Annotated in this window: 17 protein-coding genes; 7 read left to right on the top strand and 10 right to left on the bottom strand. The window is 50.7% G+C overall.

Features of this window, described 5'->3' with window-relative positions:
- The first annotated feature begins 6 nt into the window (after positions 1-6).
- A complete protein-coding gene (locus tag F557_RS0110385) occupies positions 7-2,232 on the top strand; it encodes a hypothetical protein (RefSeq protein WP_019002159.1) in 2,226 nt (741 codons plus the stop codon).
- Between the two features lie 87 nt (positions 2,233-2,319).
- Entirely contained in the window at positions 2,320-2,787 is a 468-nt protein-coding gene (locus F557_RS19615) for a type III secretion system chaperone (protein ID WP_019002158.1), read from the top strand.
- Positions 2,788-2,892: 105 nt separating this feature from the next.
- Here F557_RS19615 and F557_RS0110375 read toward each other — a convergent pair whose 3' ends face one another.
- The 4 genes from F557_RS0110375 to F557_RS0110360 form a co-directional block, all read right to left on the bottom strand.
- Positions 2,893-3,168: an EscU/YscU/HrcU family type III secretion system export apparatus switch protein gene (locus tag F557_RS0110375; protein WP_019002157.1), complete on the bottom strand. Its 276-nt coding sequence runs from the start codon at positions 3,166-3,168 to the stop codon at positions 2,893-2,895.
- A 15-nt stretch (positions 3,169-3,183) separates the two neighbouring features.
- On the bottom strand, positions 3,184-3,678 hold the full coding sequence (sctO, locus tag F557_RS0110370; protein WP_019002156.1) for a type III secretion system stalk subunit SctO: 495 nt from the start codon (positions 3,676-3,678) through the stop codon (positions 3,184-3,186).
- On the bottom strand, positions 3,678-4,727 hold the full coding sequence (sctU, locus tag F557_RS0110365) for a type III secretion system export apparatus subunit SctU (RefSeq protein WP_019002155.1): 1,050 nt from the start codon (positions 4,725-4,727) through the stop codon (positions 3,678-3,680). Before sctU ends, sctO begins: the two co-directional genes overlap by 1 nt.
- Positions 4,728-4,971: 244 nt before the next feature.
- Entirely contained in the window at positions 4,972-5,409 is a 438-nt protein-coding gene (locus F557_RS0110360; RefSeq protein WP_157617846.1) for a hypothetical protein, read from the bottom strand.
- 888 nt (positions 5,410-6,297) lie between these two features.
- On the opposite strand from F557_RS0110360, the gene F557_RS21290 reads away from it, so the two are divergent.
- Both F557_RS21290 and F557_RS0110345 read left to right on the top strand, forming a co-directional pair.
- Entirely contained in the window at positions 6,298-6,852 is a 555-nt protein-coding gene (locus F557_RS21290; protein WP_019002152.1) for a 4Fe-4S single cluster domain-containing protein, read from the top strand.
- Positions 6,853-6,927: 75 nt separating this feature from the next.
- Positions 6,928-8,640, top strand: coding sequence for a hypothetical protein (locus F557_RS0110345; RefSeq protein WP_019002151.1), 1,713 nt, complete (start codon positions 6,928-6,930; stop codon positions 8,638-8,640).
- Between the two features lie 190 nt (positions 8,641-8,830).
- Here F557_RS0110345 and F557_RS0110340 read toward each other — a convergent pair whose 3' ends face one another.
- Positions 8,831-9,958 (bottom strand): hypothetical protein, encoded by a 1,128-nt coding sequence (locus F557_RS0110340; protein WP_019002150.1) that lies wholly within the window; start codon positions 9,956-9,958, stop codon positions 8,831-8,833.
- A gap of 1,211 nt (positions 9,959-11,169) precedes the next feature.
- Between F557_RS0110340 and F557_RS0110330 the strand changes: the two genes are divergently transcribed.
- The 3 genes from F557_RS0110330 to F557_RS0110315 all read left to right on the top strand — a co-directional run bounded on the left by F557_RS0110330 (position 11,170) and on the right by F557_RS0110315 (position 13,780).
- Positions 11,170-11,709, top strand: coding sequence for a macro domain-containing protein (locus F557_RS0110330; protein ID WP_019002148.1), 540 nt, complete (start codon positions 11,170-11,172; stop codon positions 11,707-11,709).
- A gap of 194 nt (positions 11,710-11,903) precedes the next feature.
- Positions 11,904-13,100: an AAA family ATPase gene (locus F557_RS0110320; RefSeq protein ID WP_019002146.1), complete on the top strand. Its 1,197-nt coding sequence runs from the start codon at positions 11,904-11,906 to the stop codon at positions 13,098-13,100.
- The gene (locus F557_RS0110315; RefSeq protein ID WP_019002145.1) at positions 13,097-13,780 is read left to right on the top strand and encodes an HAD family hydrolase; all 684 of its coding nucleotides are present in this window, start codon (positions 13,097-13,099) and stop codon (positions 13,778-13,780) included. Before F557_RS0110320 ends, F557_RS0110315 begins: the two co-directional genes overlap by 4 nt.
- A gap of 68 nt (positions 13,781-13,848) precedes the next feature.
- On the opposite strand, the gene F557_RS0110310 is transcribed toward F557_RS0110315, so the two are convergent.
- The 5 genes from F557_RS0110310 to F557_RS0110290 form a co-directional block, all read right to left on the bottom strand.
- A complete protein-coding gene (locus F557_RS0110310; protein WP_019002144.1) occupies positions 13,849-14,085 on the bottom strand; it encodes a hypothetical protein in 237 nt (78 codons plus the stop codon).
- A gap of 167 nt (positions 14,086-14,252) precedes the next feature.
- Complete coding sequence (locus tag F557_RS0110305) at positions 14,253-14,873, bottom strand: hypothetical protein (RefSeq protein ID WP_157617845.1); 621 nt, start codon at positions 14,871-14,873, stop codon at positions 14,253-14,255.
- Positions 14,874-15,006: 133 nt separating this feature from the next.
- Complete coding sequence (gene topA, locus F557_RS0110300; protein ID WP_019002142.1) at positions 15,007-17,697, bottom strand: type I DNA topoisomerase; 2,691 nt, start codon at positions 17,695-17,697, stop codon at positions 15,007-15,009.
- 16 nt (positions 17,698-17,713) lie between these two features.
- Positions 17,714-19,072, bottom strand: a complete 1,359-nt coding sequence (gene sohB, locus F557_RS21285; protein ID WP_019002141.1) for a protease SohB — start codon at positions 19,070-19,072, stop codon at positions 17,714-17,716.
- A gap of 552 nt (positions 19,073-19,624) precedes the next feature.
- Entirely contained in the window at positions 19,625-20,035 is a 411-nt protein-coding gene (locus tag F557_RS0110290) for an AAA family ATPase (RefSeq protein ID WP_026297868.1), read from the bottom strand.
- Positions 20,036-20,455: the final 420 nt, after the last annotated feature.

Here is a 20,455-nt window from a genome sequence, read left to right as displayed (position 1 = left end):
GACAAAATGTCCAAAAAGGATATTTCCGAATCCATGTTCAGCGCCTTCAAGGGACTCTGCCTGAAGTGCTTCGGCGATTCCGAGGCCACCCGGTCTGCCATGGCTACCTATGACAATGTGGAATCTCTGGTAACACAGATGAGTCAGGTTGACAGTATCGGTCTGGCCCGGGCGGCCATTGATGCAAAGAACGGCATGTCATTCAAGGCTGTTCCCGACAATATTCAGTACATTGAGGCTCAGATTCACGGTCCGCTCATTCCCAGCCGCGATATTGCCGAAATTCGCCTGTATGTGAACGACATCCCCGAAGATGAACGGGAGGCCCGGATCCGGGAGATGAAGCAGTTCGGCAAGGTTAACGGCATCAAGATCACCCTGGTAGGCGAGAGGGAAGATAATGACGATTCAAACGAGAGCACCAGGATGCAGATGCGGGATGTGGAATTCAGCAGGGAGCATCGTGATACAGCGCTTCTTGAGTCCGTCAAACAGGATTATCTTAATAATCTCCCGGCTAAAATTCAGGAGTATATTGCAAATAACAAATGGCTGACAAACGATCTCCCCGCAGGAGCCCTCCGCCTTGAAGGGAATGCCCTGGCCACCTTTGCCTCAAAATTTGAAAGCGCAATAGCGAATAAGCTTAGGAATACCACTGCAGTAATGACGGAGACGTCTATTGTCGAGGTAGCCTTTGACGAAACCATTAATCCAATTCTGACCCTGAAGGCGGATCTGCTCCGGGAGGTGGAAAAAACATCTCTCAGCACTGTGCAGAAGGCAAAGGTAGCCAAATGGGTGGTAGCCGCCAAGGCCTTAAGAACCACCGATGAGGTTAGGGTGATCCTCAAAAACGCCCAGGCCCAGGCAGAGATGTTCCGTAATCTGGCCCGGGCCGAACCGCCGCTTACCGTGCAGGAGGCAGCCTCCCGGATCGTCACATTCGTAAAGGATATGGACCGGGAACTCAGCGCCATGCTCTCCGAATCCTACAAGGGGCGTGAAGTCGGGCCTGACGATACCATGACCGAAATTAACCGCATTTCCTTCATGTCTCTGACGCTGCTCAAAAATGCCGAACCGCCGGTAGGCAAGGAAGATCTGACCAGGCTGAAAAATCTTTTTGACGGACCGGAAATGCGGCAGATGTTCAGTCAGCTTCAGGGAATAAAGAATAGCAGCAGAATCGGCAATGAAGAAGTCGGATCCCTGGAGGTACTGATAAACTACATCTTCATTAATGCCCAGAATCTCCGGGAGGAGTCAGGAGAGCGCTACCGTGATGTCAGTACCTATTCTGGAGATTTCCGGCTTATTCAGAGCCCGGTACGGAACATTTTAAGCCAGCTATCTACGGAGATCGGCCAGAAATTCAATGATCTGTACCCGCCCTATCAGGAATTCCCGGCACCGGTTAACATGGAAAAAATGCCGCAGAATGACGGGGAGCGCCGCAAATTCCTGGTTAATATCATGGATAAATATATCAATCATGAAAAGACCTTTGAAAGGGGAATTTCCACTCACGGCAGAGGTCATATCGCCCGGGCCTATATTTTTGCAGATGTAATGTGCAACATTCTGGCTGAAAAGGGCATCAAGGTTGATAAAAACGCCGTTCTGTGCGGTATCGCCGGTCATGACACCGGACGCAAGGGAGGCGGACAGGATAATTGGGAGGAAAGCAGCGGCAACATCACTGTTGAGACCATGAAAACAGCCTTCGGCAATGACACCATGGGGCCGGATTACGAAAAGGAGGTCAAGAACAGCATTTTCGGGCACCGGAGCCATACCATCGAATCCATGATTCTGAATGCCGCTGATTCCCTGGATATCGGCAGAGTTGGCACCGGCGTTTTCGACCTTAATAAATTCATGTTCCTGAAAACAGACGGCACTGACCAGCCAAATCCGGAAATCGAAGCATTGCGCCAGGAGCTGGCCAGGGAAGCGGATCTGCTGCAGCGCCTTACCAATCCCCTCTGCGCCAACCGCAAGGCACTTGACTATATTGAGCAGGAGATAATGGATGCCTCGGGACCTTATGAGGAGACATTATCCAAAGATAAGGAAGAACTGCTGGAGAGCATCGCCACGGAGTTCGCCTCTGAGTGGGATATTCCCAGTGATGACTACATGAAAAACTTTGAGAAGACTATAAAGGATAATCCCGAACTCTTCCCGATCCTCTCGAAGTACTATAGCGGGAATGCCCAGCCGGCATAACCCCGGGCATAAAACGGAAGACCTGCTGCCCCCTGGACAGCAGGCATAGCAAAACAGTAAAAACAGGGACAAATGGAGCGTGCGCCAATGAAATTTGAAGATGTGCTGGGAGATTTTTCTGAAAAGCTCGGTATCGGCAGACTGGAGCCCGATGCTGACGGCAGCGTGGCACTGCTGTTTGACGATCTGCACGAGATCACCTTTACTCCGGATGCCGATGACGGATCTCTTCTGATGTACTGCGAGATAGCCGATGCCGCCCGGCTGGAAAAGGAAGATCTTGAAAGACTTCTTAAGGTATCGCTTCTGGGGGCGGAAACCGGAGGAGCCGCCTTCGGCATCCATAAGCCTTTAAGAAAAATCGTGCTGTGGAAACGGTACGACAACAGCTTTAGCGGAGTTACGGATCTGGAAAACCGGGTCAATGCCTTCCTGGCTCAGGTAATCTTCTGGAAGGAGCATCTTGAGGATCGCCCCTCCGAAAACAAAGAGGCACTGAATTTCGCCTCCGGCACTCCGGAAAGCGGCTTTGGCTATCAGGCCATGCCCGTATAGAAACGCTGCAGAGCCGCGGAAACGGGAAGCGTTTCCAGTGCTGATACCGGCCCCGAAAAGAAAAGGATCAGGGAAGCCCCATCAGGAATCGCACCTAAAACGGCTTCAGGAATCCTCCAGGCTTTTCACAAAGCGCAGCACCTCGGCGATCTGGAGAATCAGATCCTCGGGGACATATTCGTCTTCCCGCCCCTCCTCGAAAAGAGCCCGGGCCAGAGGTGCCTCTCTCATAATGGGAATCTTCTCCTCCCGGGCCGCCTCAATCATTCTCCGGGCCAGATCCCCCTCCCCCTTGGCCAGTATTACCGGCAGGGGATCCTTTTCGGCATCATAGTCAAGAGCCACGGCATACCGTACCGGCTCATTTTTCCTGTCGTTCATATTATCTCCCCGTGATCACGCTCGGTCACCGGACATCCCGGTGTCCGGATTAACCCGGAAATCCTCCAGCTCCTGATCCGCCAGTCTTTCCTGCAGCACCCTCTCATTGAAAAGCCAGATCTCCTCGTGATTCTCCAGCTTCTTCAGCTTTTTCCGGCTCTGCCGTTCCAGGTCCTGGGCCTCCTGAAAAATCCGTTCCGCCTCCTGAACCTGCTTTTCAGCCTTATGCACCGCCTCCTGGTACGTCAGCTCGTCAGTATAAAGCTGTTTTATGGAGGCATTGAATTTCTGAATCTCGCTGACCGGATAGCGTCCCTGCATAAGCCTGGCGTAACGCCGCTTCTCCTCCTCCGTGCGCCAGGCGATATAATCATCCAGAGCCTTCTTCTTGCTTTTAAGCTCCATGCGGGCCTGCTCCAGCTGCTTGGCCTTGAGAATACGGGCATTGGTACAGTCGTTAAGCCGGCGTTCCCGGATTTCCTTAAGCCCCTGGAGCGGATAGCCGGCCATCAGGAATTCCTCCCGAATTCAGCGGCAAACCGGAGCACCTCGGCCACCGGAACCAGAAGACTGTCAGGAATATACTGGCCCTCCTCCCCCTGGGCAAAAAGAGCTCTGGCCAGCGGCGGTTCCCGCATCACGGGAATTTTTTCCTCCCGGGCCACAGCAATCATCCGGAGCGCCATTTCCCCCTCGCCCTTGGCCAGAATCAGAGGCAGGGGCTGCGACTCCCGGTCAAAATCCAGTGCCACGGCATAATGGGTCGGATTAACCACCAGCACCTTGGCCTTGCGGGTTTTGTTAATGGTTCCCTGATTAAGAAGCTCCCGGTGCAGCTGCTTTCTTTTGGACTTGATCATCGGATCGCCGTCCATCTCCTTGTATTCACGCTTGACCTCATCCTTGCTCATCATGTGGTCCTTGGTGTATTTGAACCTGGTGTACAGGAAATCAATGGCGGCAATAGCGGAAAACGTCAGAATGGTATAAAGGAGCAGCACCTTCAGCATTTCGGCAGCCACCACTATCAGCATTTCCTCGTCGGCATTGGGAAGCTTGAAGATATTCTCTGCATTTTTGGTTACTGCCAGATACACCGAACAGGTCAGGACCGTAACCTTAAGAATGTTTTTAACAAATTCAAAAACGTTCTTGACGCTGAAAACCTTTTTAAACCACTTTGAGGGACTGAGATTGGACAGCTTGGGCATGGCCGCCTTGGGAGCCACCAGAAAGCCAATCTGTGCCATGAGAGACACTGCAGTGCAGGACATGACAATAGCCACCATGGGCAGCACCAGACTGACGCTGATCTTGACAATAAGCCCCCCCATCCGGGGCAAGGCCTCGCTGAAATCCATTACCGGAGCGTTAACGAAAATGTATTCCATACCGTAGGAAAGGCGGGCATAGATGTCGGGACCAAAGGAAACAAAATACACCAGGGCGCCGATAATGCCGGCAGCAGAAACAATTTCCGTGCTTTTGGGAACATCGCCCTTTTCCCGGGATTCCCTTAGCCGTTTGTCGGTGGGCTGTTCTGTCTTTTCTCCGCTCATAATCCGCTCCGCACGAAACATTAACGTAGAAAGCGCTAATGTGTACTATAAGTTCTGTCTTTTCTCCGCTCATAATCCGCTCCGCACGCGAACGACATCTCATCCGCCATACGATATTTTAAGCCCCTTTGCCGGAACATAAAACAAATATTGCCAAACAAGTCCCCAAATGCTGCTCTTCATGCCTTTCAGGAATTTCAGGAGAGCTCCTGACAGAACGCCGGCACAGGAAATTCCAGGATAATCACATAAATCGGGACAGATCCTCCTCATAGCAGGATCTGAAATTGATATTGCCGGTACCGGTAATCACGGTATCTGTATCACTGCCGTGGCCGGTTTCAGCCGGGACGGTTTTACATTCGATTTTTCCGTCAAAATCTTCTATTACAGTCCGGTTGTCCGCATCACCAAAATCCTCTTCATAATCCGGATTATGCTTTTCAAGTTCAGCTTTGTATACCACCGCCACCGCACAGGAATCCTGACAGATTCCTCCCAGAATTTCTCCGGTGTCGGTATTGATCACAGCCTGCGGATCATCCGGAAAATCCAAATATAAATAATCTGAAAACCCCAGGGCAGACAGGTTTCTGCCGTAATCACAGCGTTCATAATCCTCTTCACTTTTAACAAAAAATGAAGGATCCCCAATCACAATACTTCCTTTAAATCTTTTCATTTTCATAATCTGCAAACAATTATCCTGTCTATTCCAACCTAGCCACAGATGAATCCGAGTATGTGAATCCCTAAATACTGAAAATCTGTTCCTGACAAAATGTAATTCATGAAGAGCAACCCACACAATAAGCTATTCCCGTTACTCATTTATGGGATTATCTAAAAAACATATAATTCCTGAAATAAAAGACAATTCTCATTATGATACACTAGTTTTGCCTCTTATCAGACGGAGCGCCCCGAAAATTAAAATAAAATCCTTCTGTTAATTTATCAATAAACGTTGCCAGGAATATTGAATCAAAATAAACCCATTACCTAATTTAGGAAAAAAGGTTAACTAAATCTTCTTTATTATTCTGACTCCATTATACCAAATGTGTTTAATTGTAGGCTTTACTCCGTAGAACTCAAATGCTAGTGCATGAGTACCATCTGAGATACCGGCTACTAGGACCAGCTTTCATTTTTCATGCTATTGACATCCCCCCCCTCGGGGCGGACTATTATCCTGACATCTTACATGAAAAAGTTATATACTGTAAAAAGTTCCGTACAGATCCTTGAAATCTTAAAAATCCAAAAGAACTTTTATTTTAATAAAAATCGGATTATTTAGAATAATACTATACCAGATACAGTCAAAACCATAAAAACCAGGGAGTAATATGCATATGATATGGATCGTATGGAAACAATTTGCGCTGAAATATTCCCGGACAATTGCATAGACGGCAGCATCCTGTGCACGTTTCTAAAAGATAATGATATTAAATCTGGTATCATTGTGGCATATAATGGCCTGCCACCTGGCAAAATCAATGACGAACTGAAAAAATGCTCAAATACTCACTTCCCTGCTCCAGTTAAATGAAGCTGTCTCTCCATGACTAACGAACCCCTGTTCAATGTTGCTCACATCAAACTCCGTACCGCCGTCGAAGGCCCCTTCGCAAGGTGCTGCATCTGGTTTCAGGGCTGCCTCCTGAAATGTCCCGGATGCATAAACCCCGAGCTCCAGCCTCTCAGCCCCAGTCACCTCTGTTCCCTGTCCCGGCTCACCGGAATAATCGCTGATACCCGGGATAAATTTAACATTGAAGGCGTTACCTTCTCCGGCGGAGAACCGCTACTGCAGCAGAATCTGTGGCTTTTGTGCCGGGAGATCAGAGCCCTGGGGCTGGGAATTATCATCTTTACCGGTTTTACTCCCGAAAAAATCCCCCAGAAAATCAGAGGGCATGCGGATCTGGTTCTGGCCGGCCCCTATATTGCCGCCCGGCATGATGACAGCCGTTTTCTTCTGGGATCCCAAAACAAGCAGATTATCGAGTTTTCAGATCGCTATCATGATCAGCTGTCATATTTTGAAATGGCGGCTCATGATATTATGGAGGAGGTGTGTCTGGGAGAGGCGGAAATATTCTTCAACGGCAACTGATAATCCGCCGAGAAACCGGCCGCTCCCCGCCGCCGCGCTAATGATATCCGGTATACTTTTCATGGACTGCACACTATGAGCCGTTCCCTTTACGATAAAATTAAGATTTCACTGGCCAAATCCCGCTATATCGTGCCCCTCAGAATCATCAGAGAAGGCTCCGCCGGGGAGGCCCGGGAAAACAGATTTAACGAAACCGGCTCCTACGACTGCGTCACCAGTCTTCTGAAAAGCTCCCGCGCATGGAAACAGCTCCGTGACAACCGGGAGCTGGCACTGCGGCACAGCCAGGGGGAAAGAAAATCCCGGAGCTTCATTGACAGCGACATCTACCGCCATATCCTGAATACCGTATCCCTGAACTGCCGGGATAATCCCGAATCCATCTCCGGCTACAGCATCGGATCCGCCTGGGAGTATCTTCCCGTGGCCCACGAGCCTCCCGTGATCATCTGGGAAGGCCGGAACGATAGCAGCACCGGGCCTGAAACGGCCTTCAGAATTGTCCGGGCCGGACTTTTCGTATTCCGGACCGGCGTTGCCCTCTTCTGGTTCGAAACCGGAGCTCCCGGCCCGGAATACCGCTCTCCCTTCAGGGATCCGTATGCGCTGATACAGTTCCAGAACTGCATAAAGGAGCTGTCCGCCAAATGGCTGAAAACCAGTTTCCGTCAGAGCTCATCAGACAGTTCCTCTCATTTCATCGCCGGAATCTGGATTGCTGAAATTCTTAACACGCTTCTCAGAAATTCCGGACATGAGGTGTCGTACTACTCCTCAAGAAATGCCGCAGAGCTGGAGGATAATCTGCCGGAAGGAGTCACCGAAGTCCCGGACACCGCCATGATTTTCACACTCACCACCATGAAGGCTGTTCATGACTACGATTTCGAGAGTGTCAGAAAGGAGCTTTCCGGACTGGCATTTTTGCTTAGTAACGGCTTCGACCTTAGCTACCTTCTTCCGGAGGATACCGAACAAAAATCCCTGAGACCTTTTTCAAATATGGTCTGGACCGCCTCCGCCTTCGGTCTGGGGCAATGCGTGGTTTACAATGAGAAAGGCCGTTCCTTTTTCGAAAACGTTCTTCCGGACCGGATGTTTTTCGATTACTTCATGATTTACATTATCATGCTGTATCAGCACTACAGCGTTCTGTACTACTCTGAACAGCTGGAGCTCTCCATCCCCTCAAATCCGGACAGCATCAGTCTGGAAACACTGAACAGCTTTTCCGAAAGAATAAACCTGTTCCTGGTAAAGAGCGTCTACGCCTCCGTGAGCTATCTGGAGCAGCACAACCTGGTATACCGGTATCTCGGAAAAACCCTCCGCATTAACGACAACATCCGGGATCTCACCGTGGGACTTGATTCCCTGGGAAAGCTCATCAGAAACCGCCGGCAGGACGAGGATGCCGAGCGGGAGAAGGAAATTCAGGGAGCGATTAATTACCTGGCCCTCCTGATTATTGCCTCGGCACTGACCGACATCTATGCCGTTGCCAATGAGAATCTTCCGGATCTGCTGGAGAACCTCCGCATCCTGTATCCGGATTTCTGGGACGGGCTACATACCTTATGTCCGTCCTTATTCAGCAGCGATTTTTCCTCCGAGAAGCAGCCAGAAATGTGGTTTATGGTAAAACTCGGCGCCTTCCTGCTGGTAGTATGCTATTTCGTATGGTTCGTGCTGAAATTCCTGAAGATGAAGATCCTGAACACCTCCGGAAATAAAGAACCGGAATCACCTGAAAAGCAATCCCGGCACCGCCGCTTCGGGCAGTAAAAGCTCAGGAAAACAAACTTCGCCCGGGACTCCAGAAGCCGGTCATTGACAGCTTTCGACCTGCCGGCCGCCCTTTGCCTGCCCAGTACCTGATTTCCCGAGAGGCAATCTCGGGAGGAAGAAGCTCCTTAAGGCTCTCCCCGGGAGACGTCAGCTTCCCACAGAAAAGGAACCCGTCCCCGCCACTACGTCAGTTATGAGGCTCTTCCGGAACCCCGGACTTCTCCGCATCTTCTTTATGCTGTTTTCCTGCGACATTTGTTCTGTTCTGAAGCCGGTCCGGATTCTCCCAGTCCACTCTTACGCCGGAAATCTTCATGCCGTAAACCTTTTCCAGGGTTTCCAGAAAGGGATTTTCATCCCTGGTACAGGCCATTCCCTCATATCCCTCAAAATGGTACATAAAGCGTCCGTCCAGATAAACCTCAAATGTTACCTGCCGGCCGTCAGCACTTTTTACGGCGATTCTGGCCACATTTGTTTCACGGTCAATTCTGAGGCACTGCTTAGGATCAAAATCAAAGCCCTGTTTTCTGATGGCGGCGACGATCATGCCGATTTCCTTCTGGCGCAGCATTTCATTCCGAATGCTTTCATCGGCGCTGCCGCAGATCTCCATTACAGATTTCTCGGTCAGGGGAGTCGTGTTATTAAGCATGCTATCAATCCGGGACGTATCCAGCCCCAGACCTGCAAGCTCAGTCTTCATCCTGCCGAGAACCTTCTCCCGGTTCTTTTCCAGAAGACGATCCGACTTCTCCCGGTATTTTTTCCGGGCACTGTCCAGGGCCGTGGCAAAGGAGCCATATCTTCCGGACAGGAGTTCCCGGTAAACACACTCCCGAAGTCCGACATCCAATATCTCGGAAAGCCGCCGGAAATCAGTGTCAGACATGGAAAAACGGCCTCTCTGCTCCTCATGTCTGAGTTCCTCCTGATACCTTTCCATGTTTGCAAAAAGCTGTTCACTGATCATTTCCGGCAGAATGTCCAGCCTTGGACCGGTAAGCTCCCGCACCTTGCGGCTAAGCTCCCGGGCCCGTTCCATAATCCTGTCCCGCTCCTGAAAAGTGCCGGAGCGTTTTTTGGCATCTCCAAGATAGTTTTCAAAATCCCTTAGACTCCTTTGAATCTCAGATTTTGAGGCCTCCAGAACGGCAATATAGCCCTGCACCTCTGTATTGGAGAATCTGGTGGCATTGTCTCTGATATCCGCAATAACGTCGTCAAGGCGATGCAGGGAATCCGCGGCCCGATCGCAGACTACCTGCCACTCTGCAGCTGCAATATCCAGACTTACCGTAACTCTGTGGCTCATTACTCCGTTCCTCCGTTGTTCCCCGGGGCTGCCGGGATCGCACCTGACTTTACCGTTTTTGAGATGCCTGGCATTCCCGCCTCCTGTTTAAGCACCGTATTTCTGATGGTTGCCCCCGGTTCCGGTTTCCTGAAAACTTCCGGTACCGGACTCCGGCTCCTCTCAAAGCCCCCCGGAAGCCCGTAGCTCCTGCGGTGCTACCGTAATCAAAGCCCGTGCAGACTCCAGACAGGCTTCAGCCTCCTTAATCCCGGAATCTGCGTCCAGAAGGCTGTCCGGAGCAAAGCCCTGTTCCCGGAATTCTTCCTTCAGAGTATTCAGATTCCTAAAAGGAACGTTAACGGAAAGCAGATTCTGACTCCTCGAAAAAACACGGCATCTTCCCGGGACTCTTTTGGAGAGCTTTTGGTACTGTTCCTAAAGACTGCCCGGCAGATTCCGCAGGAATATCAGCGGCCTTCGCAGCATCTGAATGCAAAGTCGGTCAGGATAAAGAATTCCGCTGTTCCTGATAATTCGTGCTTAGTCATAACGAACCATCTTTCCAGGATAAAAAGCATCGTCTGTCAGATATAATAATCCTATCCAATAAACCACAATAAGACTGTGATAAATAACTGATAAAACATCACATATATCAGAAAAACACGTCCGGATTACCAATCAATTATTTCTAACAAAGAGCATTTATATAGCCTAATATGAACAGGCTTATATAGCCTGCCACACACTGCCTCTTCCCTTTCTGACAAATTCCAGATTTCTCCGGAATGCCCCCGCTCCTGTCGGGAACTCTGTCAGCCGGGATCAGATTCATTCAAACGGGAAACGGAAAATTTTTGTGCATAGACACTCAAATGACCGTGGCGAACCAAATCCTTCCGGATAATCCGAAATTCTCTTTCTGATCCCCATCCCTGGCAGTATCTGATTTAAAGCGCCAGTTATCGCCATGCCCTGATGACATCTTTAATCCTCTGTTACACTAGCGGGCACCTCTGTCTTCACTCTGCTTTAAGCACTTTCCCATGGTGATATCTGCCAAAAAAACATGACCGGGTGCTAACCGTGACAGCGCTACCTTTATCAGAAATCCGGATTTCTTATAATAGCTTCTGTCCCGACCTTGACTGACGTCCTGTCCGCGCTGCCAGAGTCCCCCCTTCGCCTCGCAGATCTGAGAAAACTGATAACCGGGAGACCTTAATATAATGAGTTCAGTAGCCATCATCCAGGAAAGCATTACCGCACTTGCCACTGACGCCATCGTCAATGCCGCCAACGAGGAGCTCCGGGCCGGAAGCGGTGTCTGCGGCGCCATTTTTGCAGCCGCGGGACACACCAGACTCCAGGAGGCCTGTGCCGCCATCGGACACTGCAATACCGGCAAGGCCGTCATTACTCCCGGCTTTGCCCTGAAATCTCCCTGGATCATCCACACTCCGGGGCCCCGCTACACCGACGGAAAACACGGTGAACCGGAGCTCCTCGGAAGCTCGTACCAGAGCTCCCTGACACTGGCAAAAAACCGGGGACTTCATTCCATTGCCTTTCCCCTAATCTCCGCAGGCATCTTTGGCTATCCGCTGATTCCAGCCTGGCATATTGCCCTGGAAAGCTGCCGGGATTTCATCACAGACAATCCGGAATACGATATCCGGATCGTGTTCGCAGTGCTGGACAGCCGCATTCTGGAGGAAGGCTCCCGGACACTCCGGAAAATCCTTCCGGAAAATCTCAGAGCCCGGTAACCGGATTCCGTCCGGAAATCCCGCTCCCGGATCATCAGGACACCTGTTCCCGGCAGGCTTTCCCCGCTAGTCACGCCCGCTTCCGGAGACTTCATCATTCCCGATATCTGATTTCCCGGTTTTCCTTTATAATTACGGCGGGGAAACATTTTCCGCCGCGGATATCTGACACCACTATACAAAGGTCGGACAGCATGGAATATCTAGATTTAGCCGGCAATAAAATATTCAAGGACCTGGTAACCAGCAACAGCGCCTACGTTGACAAGACTGCCAACATCGCCGAACTGTATCAGGCGCACTCCAAGTTCGAAATGCTGACCCGGCCCTTCGGTTTCGGAAAAACTGTTTTTCTGGACACCCTTTATTACATGTTTTCCAAAAGGCATCCGGAATTTTTTGACAACCTTGCTGTCACCACCATGAACATCAGCATTCCGAAGGAAAGCGTGGTCAAAATTGACTTTTCCGCCGCAAAAACCCAGGACCCCGAGGACCTGGCGGAATTTCTGTTCAACTTTTACCGGCAGACAGTTTTCGAATACGGGCTTGACGGACATATCACCAGTGAAGATACGACCTACTGGCAGACGATAAACTTTATAAAGCTCCTGGCAAAAGCCAGCCCTACCGGAAAGGCGGTGCTTCTTATCGACAACTATGAAAGCCCCATAATCCGGGAATTCTTCAATAAGAACAAAATTTCCGGCATCTATAAGGTGCTGCTGGATTTCTACCGGGCCCTCTGGACCGCCCAGGAGATTATCGACTGGTGCGTTCTTACAGGTGAAATCAAATTCTTTCTTAACGACCCCAAATACGAGGGACTTCCCTATATCACCGATCTGACCTTTAACGAAAGAGCCAATGCCATCTGCGGCTTTACCCCGGGAGACATGAAGAAATACTACAATGACTTCATTCAGGATGAGGCTGAAATCGCCGGCGTTACAGCGGAGCAGTTTCTGTCCAATCTGGGAGACTGGTACGGCGGATTCCGCTATACGGGACACAAGATCAGCGTGATGCGCCCCTCCAGCATCAAAAGCTTTCTCAGTCTGTCCAATCAAAACGTCTACCGGGAGTACTATCCCTTCAGGCATGTGGAAAACTTTCTGCCGAAACTTCTTAAAAAATACGGTTATAACCATGAAAAGCTGCTGTCTCCCACCAGCTGCGGCTATACCTTTGCCGAATGGAATTCCATAAACCGGGTGAATGTCTTTGCTATGCTCTCCCAGATGGGAATCTTCAGCTTTTCCCACGTCAACGTCAGCCTGAACGACCTGAGCCGCAAATTTACCTTTTTCAGCAAAATAACCAATGTGGAAATGCGCGATATCTACAAACAGGCCAAAATCGAGGCGGCCAGACTGGAGGATAATCCATGACAGACCAGAACACAGCATCGCAGAAAAGGCTGGCAGTATTTGACATGGACGGCACTCTTCTCGAAGGAGACAGTGTGACCGCTTATCTGAACTGCCTTAACCGCAACGGACTGATTCCGGTGGACTTCCGGAAAGACGAACAGAAATACAAGGATCAGTTTCTGAACGGCACCCTGGATATCGGCTTCTTCTACCGCCACGTACTGTCCCCCCTAAGGGGCTGGTCCCGCTCCCGGATCCAGGAATTCATGACCGGCATGACCGCAACCGATATCGCGCCTCTGATCTACCCGGAGGGACGAAAGCTTATCGCCAGACTCCAGCAGGAAGGGGTTCGGGTAATCATTGTATCCGCCACCTTTGACCTCATTGTCAGAGCCGTGGCCCGGGATATTTTCGGAGTCAGCGACATTATCGCCACCGCCACGGAATTCCGGAATGAGGTCTTTACCGGAGAGCCTCTGCTCCCGTACAGTCATCAGGAAGGCAAGGCCCTTCTTCTTAAAAAAACTCTTTCCGAAAACGGCTGGAGCTTAAAGGACAGCCAGGGCTGGGGAGATACTGTCAACGATATCGCCATGCTGTCCCTGGTGGAACAGGCTCACGCGGTGAACGCCCGGGGAAAATTCCGGGACTATGCCAGATCTCAGGGCTGGGAGCTTCTGGAATTCAGAATCTGAAAGGAAAAAAAACGGGGACAGAAAACCCCGGTTCACCCCCGATTTTACGGGCCTTAGAAAAACAGCTGTCAGGAATTACCTGAATTTCCGGTAATGTCAAACAGATCACTGTTGGCTACACTGGCCCGCCTGAGGTATTCCTGAGTAACTGTGAAATAAAGATTCCTGAATACCCGCCATCCGTTGCTGACTCCATTGTTTTCGACATCGCCGGACAGCTTTCCGTCAAGCATAAAATTCCTGAAATTCATGGCTGCAGTACGGGCATCCTTCGCAATTCTGAAGTCACTGAGTACTATTAGCATTATGTCATCCACCTCGTATTATCAGTCGAAACGGTGGAATTTTAACACAGTAAGAAACTCGATTTTGTGAACAGACCGCAAAATCTGTTCAAAAAATAACCATCTGCAAATTTACAGGATACTGAAATCGCCCTGCCGGATTTCTGAAACCGGAGGCCTCCGCTACATCAAAAATCCGCCGGAGAAACCGCTCCGGAAAATATTCCGGCAGGACTGCGGCTTTTTATGAAATCAAAATCATCCTCAATTACATAGTAATGCTCTCTGGAATGATGCCGGTAAAGAAGTGCCGTACCGGATGGAAGCTGCCAGTCCTGAACGGTACGGTAGGGAGTGATGTAGAATTTCGGCTTTTTGGTACCTGTTTCCTTGTAGACCACCGCCACCCGGGGGCGTTTTCCGGCGATGATGCTGCGCACAGCAGAAAGCTGCCCGGAAACCGTTTCAGGATTGCCCTGCAGTACCAGGGCCAGTGGCTCTGCCGGAACCCCCTGAGCCTGGGACAGGATTTTCTGCCGGATTCTGATATGACGGAACCACCGGAAAAACCGGAATCCCGCATCCATGCAAAACAGAAGACCAATCACCCGAAGAACAGTAACTCCGCTTTCCGGAAAGCTTCCCAGAAGCCCGGCAGTGCAGGAAAAAACGATAAACATAATCGCCAGAACTCCGGTAATGCGGAAGGCCACTCCAGGACCTTCGCGGGCCGCAGTATCCAGCACCGGCGGCGGAAAGCGAATGCCGCTCTCGGCCAGGTTTTTAACCGTATATACATGTGCTGGCAAGTCTATCTTCTGACGGGGCATAGCTATTTCTTCAGTAACCTTGCCCGGCTCGCGGCCGGGCGGCACCTTCCAGGCTAATCCGGAATCCTGGCTCTCAGGAGCTCCGGACTTCACCGAAAAAACGGAAGGTTCCTCACTGCTCCTTTGCAGTCTTTGCAGAAGCCTTCTTAGAGGCGGCGGTCTTTTTTGCGGCAGTCTTCTTTGTTGCGGTTTTCGCAGAACTCTTCGCAGCTGCCTTGGACTTGCCGGAAGACTTCCTGGCCGGAGTCTCTGCCTCCCACCGGCCGTCACGATACCAGGCTACAAATCCGGTTGGCTTTCCCTCCGGAGTTTCCCCGTGTACGTACTGGGTCTTCAGCTTCCGGGAGAAGCGCACCGTCACCATATTGCCATCAGGATCCTTTTCCGGAGCATCCGCAAGATAACGGAACTTCTCCGGCAGCCGATCCCGGAACCTGACAAGCTCGGCTACCAGAGGCGGTCTGGTCTCCCGAATCTTGGGGAAGGCATTGGAAGCCAGGAAAATTCCTGCAGCTCCGTCCCGCAGCACAAAATGCGACTTGCCATCGGAACACGGAAGCTCCGGAAGATCCACCGGCTTTTCCTTGGGAGGCGCAATCTCACCGCTCTTAAGGATTTTCCGGGTATTGCCGCATTCTGCATTGGTGCAGGCCATGTAGCTTCCGAAACGCCCGGTTCTGAGCTCCATTTTGGAGCCGCAGCGCTCGCACTGGATTTCCGGACCATCATGCCCCTTAAGCTTGAATTCCCCGGTCTCCAGAATATATCCCGGACAGTTGGGGTTGTTGGAGCAGATATGAATCTTGCGCTTTTCGTCAATAATGTAGGAATCCATTACCGCCTGACAGACCGGACAGCGCTTCTTGGTACGCAGGAAACGGCTCTCGGATTCCTCGTCCGAAAACATCGGGAGCTGATTTTCCGGCACCAGATTCATAGTCTTGCGGCAGGATTCGGCATCCTTCTTGCGGGAAGTCTTGCCGCTGTAGCTGGAACAGGCCAGGAACACCCCGGTAGAGGCATTCTTGATCAGCATGGGCTTGCCGCAGTCCGGACACATCACAGAGGTCTCCACCGAAATGTTGTTCTCCATGCCGCCCTTCTCTGCCGGCTCCCGGGCCTTTTCCAGCTCCTGATGAAAGCCCCGGTAGAAATCGTCAAGACAGCTGATCCAGTCGCGCCGGCTTTCAGCGATCTCATCGAGATTGCGTTCCATGGCGCTGGTAAAATCATAATCGATAAGATCCGGGAAGCTCTGCCCCAGACGGTAGGTTACAATCTCGCCCATCTTTTCGGCAAAGAAACGGCGCTGCTCCAGCTTCACGTAGCCGCGATCCTGAATGGTGGAGATAATGGTAGCGTAGGTGGAAGGTCTGCCAATACCTCTTTTTTCCAGCTCCTTCACCAGCGTGGCTTCGGTATAGCGGGGCTCCGGGCGGGTAAAATGCTGCGCCGGAACAAGTTCCTTAAGTGTCAGGGAATCCCCCTTCTTCAGATTGGGAATCATTACGTCCCGGTTGTATCCGGCCACCCGCATCCAGCCGTCAAACTTCACCGATTTCCCCTTAAGGGACAGTTCATAGTCCCCGGCGGCAATCTGAAGCTCGCTGGTAACCACCTCGGCATCCGGCATCTGACTGGCAATAGCCCGGTTTCTGATAAGCTCGTACAGCTTTCTGGCATCGCCCTCCATGCCGGCAGGCACTTCCCGGGAAATGTCGGTAGGACGGATAGCCTCGTGCGCATCCTGTGCCTTATCACCGGCTGAAAACATCCGGGGGCTTCCCAGAACGTAGGCTGCACCATAGGTTCCCGAAATGTAATCGCGGATGGCAGACAGCGCATCGGCAGACAGCCGCACTGAATCAGTACGCATGTAGGTAATCATACCGGCCTCGTAAAGCCGCTGAGCCATGGTCATGGTCTTCTTGACACTGAACCCCAGACGGGAGGAGGCATTCTGCTGCAGCGAGGCGGTAGTAAACGGCGGCGGCGCGGAAACCTTCCCGCTTTTCGATACCACATCGGAAACTACCGGGGGCTGGGATCTGAGCCTCTCCAGATGCTCATTGGTCTCCTTTTCGGATACCGGACGGAACTCCCGGCCCTGCCAGTTCTTCACATCGCAGGAAATATCACCCTCCGAAGATGCCAGATCTGCAGTAACCTTCCAGTATTCCTCAGGGATAAAGGACTTGATCTTCTTTTCCTTTTCCACAATAAGCCGGACGGCCACAGACTGCACCCGGCCGGCGGAAAGGCCGCGGCCCACCTTTTCCCACAAAAGGGGGGACACCATAAAGCCCACCACCCGATCCAGGAAACGTCTGGTCTGCTGGGCATTTACCATGGACATGTCAAGATTGCCGGGATGCTCGAAGGATTCCAGGATAGCCTTTTTGGTGATTTCGTTAAAAACCACCCGGCGCACCTTTTCCTCAGGAATGCCAAGTACTTCCTTGAGGTGCCAGGCAATAGCCTCCCCCTCCCGGTCAAGATCGGTTGCCAGATATACAAAATCAGCCCGGGCGGCGGCACGGCGCAGATCGTTTACCACATTCTCCTTATCAGGAAGAATTTCATAGCTGGGAGTCCAGCCGTGCTCAGGATCAATACCCATTCTCTGAAAAAGCTTCTGATCCTTGCTAAGACCGGCGGGGCCCCGACCGCGGGTACCGGTTCCTGCCGCGGGGAGATCCCGCACGTGTCCGATACTGGACTTGACAACATACTTGGAGCCCAAAATGGCATTAATGGTATGAACCTTTCCCGGAGACTCCACAATAACTAGCGACTTTCCCATTTTTCTCTTCTAAGCCTCAGTTGGAATTATCTTTCTTCATCAAAAGCCGTCCGATTCTGCCTGCCGCAAGTCTGGCCAGACGGCTGAAAAGAACATTGCTGTCCAGAAAATCCTTCAGGGTACGGTGTTTCTTTTCCTGGAAGGAAACCTTAATCACCACATCCATATCCGAAATCCTCTCCATGATATATTCGTCGGAGGTTTTGATTTCATCAACAAGTCCCAAAGCTACGGCATCCTGAGCCAGCCAGTAGTCCCCGTTGGCGATTTTTTCAATGTCAACCTGGGGACGGAACTTCGTCACATGCTGCTTGAAGGCCTTATGCACCATTGCCAGCTGTTCCTTCACATGCTCCCGGGCTTCCTCGGTGTTTTCTCCAAAAATACTGAGGGTGCGCTTGTATTCCCCGGCGGTCACCTGCTCATAGTCCACATCGTACTTTTTAAGAACCCGGTTAAAGTTCGGAAATTCGGTCACTACTCCAATGGATCCGATATAGGCAAAGGGAGCGGCAATGATTTTATCGGCTACACAGCCCATAAGGTAGCCACCGGAGGCTGCCACCTGATCAACCGCCACGGTAAGACGGATTTTTTTCGCCCGGAGCCGTTCCAGCTCTGAGGCGCAGAGACCATAGCCGTTCACGGTGCCGCCGGGAGATTCCAGGCGGAGCAGTACCTCATCACAGCTTTCTGCAGTATCCACAATAATATTTACCGCTTCTCTCAGAGTCTTTACCTCGGCAGCAGTCTCGGAGCCGCAGAAATCCACCACATAAAGACATTTCTTATGCATTGCGGCCGCTTCCTGAAGCTTCGCCGCCATCAGGGACTTCTTCTTCGCATCCGCAGATCTGGCAGACTCTCCAAGGCTTCCGGAGCTTTCGGAAACGGCACCGGATTTCGGTTCACCTGCCGAAGCCTCTTTATTTGCAGGCACAGAGTCTCCTGCAGCACCAGCAGTCTTTGAGGCCTCAGGATCTCCGGATTTTCCGGAGGCAAGCTCCCGGTCAACGCTTTCCTCTATGTCCTTAAGAATCTTCTCGTATTTCTCCTTCACAGAGGATTTTTCACTGTCATCAGAGTACTGCTTGGCCTTTTTGGACAGCTTTTCAGAAAGCTCGCTGTCGTCCTCGAAGGAGGACATGACAAAACTGCTGAACTGCTCATTCTGTTCCTTATACTTCTCTGTAATATTGACAAGCATCAGAGTCAGCTTATCATCATCCTTCTTCATCTCAGCCAAGCCTCCCTGAGAAACGGCCTTAACCAGCTTGAAAATAAACAGCAGGAGGATAACAGCGAAGACGAAAAACACTCCGAATCCCACAACGAATTTGGCGGAAAAAACAAACAGATCTAACAATGTATCCATAGATATGAAACGGTGACAGTGATTGAGAAATTTTTCAGTTTGTTAAATTACATAAATGAATGCAAAAAAGTCAAGGACAAAATTGCAGAGTTCCGGAAATACCCCCCGGCAATGGCGGTTTTCTGAACAATTACAAAGAGATCGGAGGATCTGCCACAGTAATAACCACGTTAACAGATCTCATGGCTCTGTAACCATAATAATTACATATTCCAAAATAGCGTGCCGGTATCAGAGGAATAATAATGCCTTCACAGTACCAGCCCTCCTCCGGAACAAAAAGCTCCTTTCCGGAGAGTTCTCCATGTCATACAGGATTATACGTTCAAAGATGTTTCAGTATTGCTAAATCCTGATTCAGCAGATTGCCGGAGGATCCTTCCCCATTACTTCAGTAATGCAGCATCTCAAAGACCTCTTCCGGAGTATCAGAAATCTCAGGCGGTGTTGCCAATATCCCAAGGCGAATAAACTGCGTCTTTTCGGGAAAACAGGCCCCGAAAAAGTCCTGAATTCCCCCGAGAAAGAGCGTATCCTGTTCCTTGTTCTTTCTCAGAAAATTAAATTTTCTGGCCAGTTCGGCAAAAATCGCAATACCCCTGTAAGCCGCTTCCTCGAAATTTGCCCCTCCGTATCCTTCAGGGAAAGACTGATCACCGGATAGCGCCCCATGTACTCGTCACAGAGCTTCCTGTTCTCTTTGTAAACTTTAAGATCCTTAAAAAGATTTTCCTGCCGGCTTCTGTCTTCAGGATTTTCATAGTTCATTTCCAGAAAGGAGGCCAGCATCCTCAGGGTCAGAGTTTTTCCGAAACCTTGGGGTCTCAAAAAATGAAAAACTTCAACTGCAGATGTCAGCAGAGATTTTAAATATGAAGTTTTATCGATATAAATTTTTCCTTCATCGACAATTGTTTCAAAATCAGTCTCACCTATAGGAAATGATTTTACGGAAACGGTCATTATCAGCTCTCCCTGCGACTGTGCCTGCGGCACCGTCCCACTGTTTCTGTTTTATCTTAAATCACCCTCAATATAGCATATGACAGCCATTTTCGGTTATTTCGGAGGGGATTTTATGACAGGTCAGGAGGAGTTTTCGGGAAAATTCCGGCGGTGGCAGAACTCCCCGGCCGGTGAAGCTTATATGAAAGTTTCGCTTCTGAATGAGCCATCCAGGAGACGTTGTGCGGCGGGTACTGAAATCACAGAGGTTACGGCACTGTATTTGCCTTTCGTCGGATAGCGGTTCTATTCCTCCCGCCGGTACTCCCGATGCACCGCCTCGCAGTTCTTGCCGTAAAAAACAATGCCGTATTTCCTGACAGTCTCGAAATCCTCCCGGATATCAAAATCGTATTTCTGTTTTTCAATCTGGGAAAT

The organism is Succinimonas amylolytica DSM 2873 (genome assembly GCF_000378405.1).
Taxonomy (GTDB): domain Bacteria; phylum Pseudomonadota; class Gammaproteobacteria; order Enterobacterales; family Succinivibrionaceae; genus Succinimonas; species Succinimonas amylolytica.
This window is presented reverse-complemented; position numbering and strand designations above follow the sequence as displayed.

Bases quoted from the DNA above. Each gene is read 5' to 3' on its own strand.
- F557_RS0110330 (WP_019002148.1), top strand. From the start codon at position 11,170: ATGAGTTCAGTAGCCATCATCCAGGAAAGCATTACCGCACTTGCCACT.
- F557_RS0110345 (WP_019002151.1), top strand. From the start codon at position 6,928: ATGAGCCGTTCCCTTTACGATAAAATTAAGATTTCACTGGCCAAATCC.
- topA (WP_019002142.1), bottom strand. From the start codon at position 17,697: ATGGGAAAGTCGCTAGTTATTGTGGAGTCTCCGGGAAAGGTTCATACC.
- F557_RS19615 (WP_019002158.1), top strand. From the start codon at position 2,320: ATGAAATTTGAAGATGTGCTGGGAGATTTTTCTGAAAAGCTCGGTATC.
- F557_RS0110385 (WP_019002159.1), top strand. From the start codon at position 7: ATGTCCAAAAAGGATATTTCCGAATCCATGTTCAGCGCCTTCAAGGGA.
- sctO (WP_019002156.1), bottom strand. From the start codon at position 3,678: ATGGCCGGCTATCCGCTCCAGGGGCTTAAGGAAATCCGGGAACGCCGG.
- sctU (WP_019002155.1), bottom strand. From the start codon at position 4,727: ATGAGCGGAGAAAAGACAGAACAGCCCACCGACAAACGGCTAAGGGAA.
- F557_RS0110290 (WP_026297868.1), bottom strand. From the start codon at position 20,035: ATGACCGTTTCCGTAAAATCATTTCCTATAGGTGAGACTGATTTTGAA.
- F557_RS0110315 (WP_019002145.1), top strand. From the start codon at position 13,097: ATGACAGACCAGAACACAGCATCGCAGAAAAGGCTGGCAGTATTTGAC.
- sohB (WP_019002141.1), bottom strand. From the start codon at position 19,072: ATGGATACATTGTTAGATCTGTTTGTTTTTTCCGCCAAATTCGTTGTG.
- F557_RS0110340 (WP_019002150.1), bottom strand. From the start codon at position 9,958: ATGAGCCACAGAGTTACGGTAAGTCTGGATATTGCAGCTGCAGAGTGG.
- F557_RS0110320 (WP_019002146.1), top strand. From the start codon at position 11,904: ATGGAATATCTAGATTTAGCCGGCAATAAAATATTCAAGGACCTGGTA.
- F557_RS21290 (WP_019002152.1), top strand. From the start codon at position 6,298: ATGACTAACGAACCCCTGTTCAATGTTGCTCACATCAAACTCCGTACC.
- F557_RS0110375 (WP_019002157.1), bottom strand. From the start codon at position 3,168: ATGAACGACAGGAAAAATGAGCCGGTACGGTATGCCGTGGCTCTTGAC.
- F557_RS0110360 (WP_157617846.1), bottom strand. From the start codon at position 5,409: ATGAAAAGATTTAAAGGAAGTATTGTGATTGGGGATCCTTCATTTTTT.
- F557_RS0110310 (WP_019002144.1), bottom strand. From the start codon at position 14,085: ATGCTAATAGTACTCAGTGACTTCAGAATTGCGAAGGATGCCCGTACT.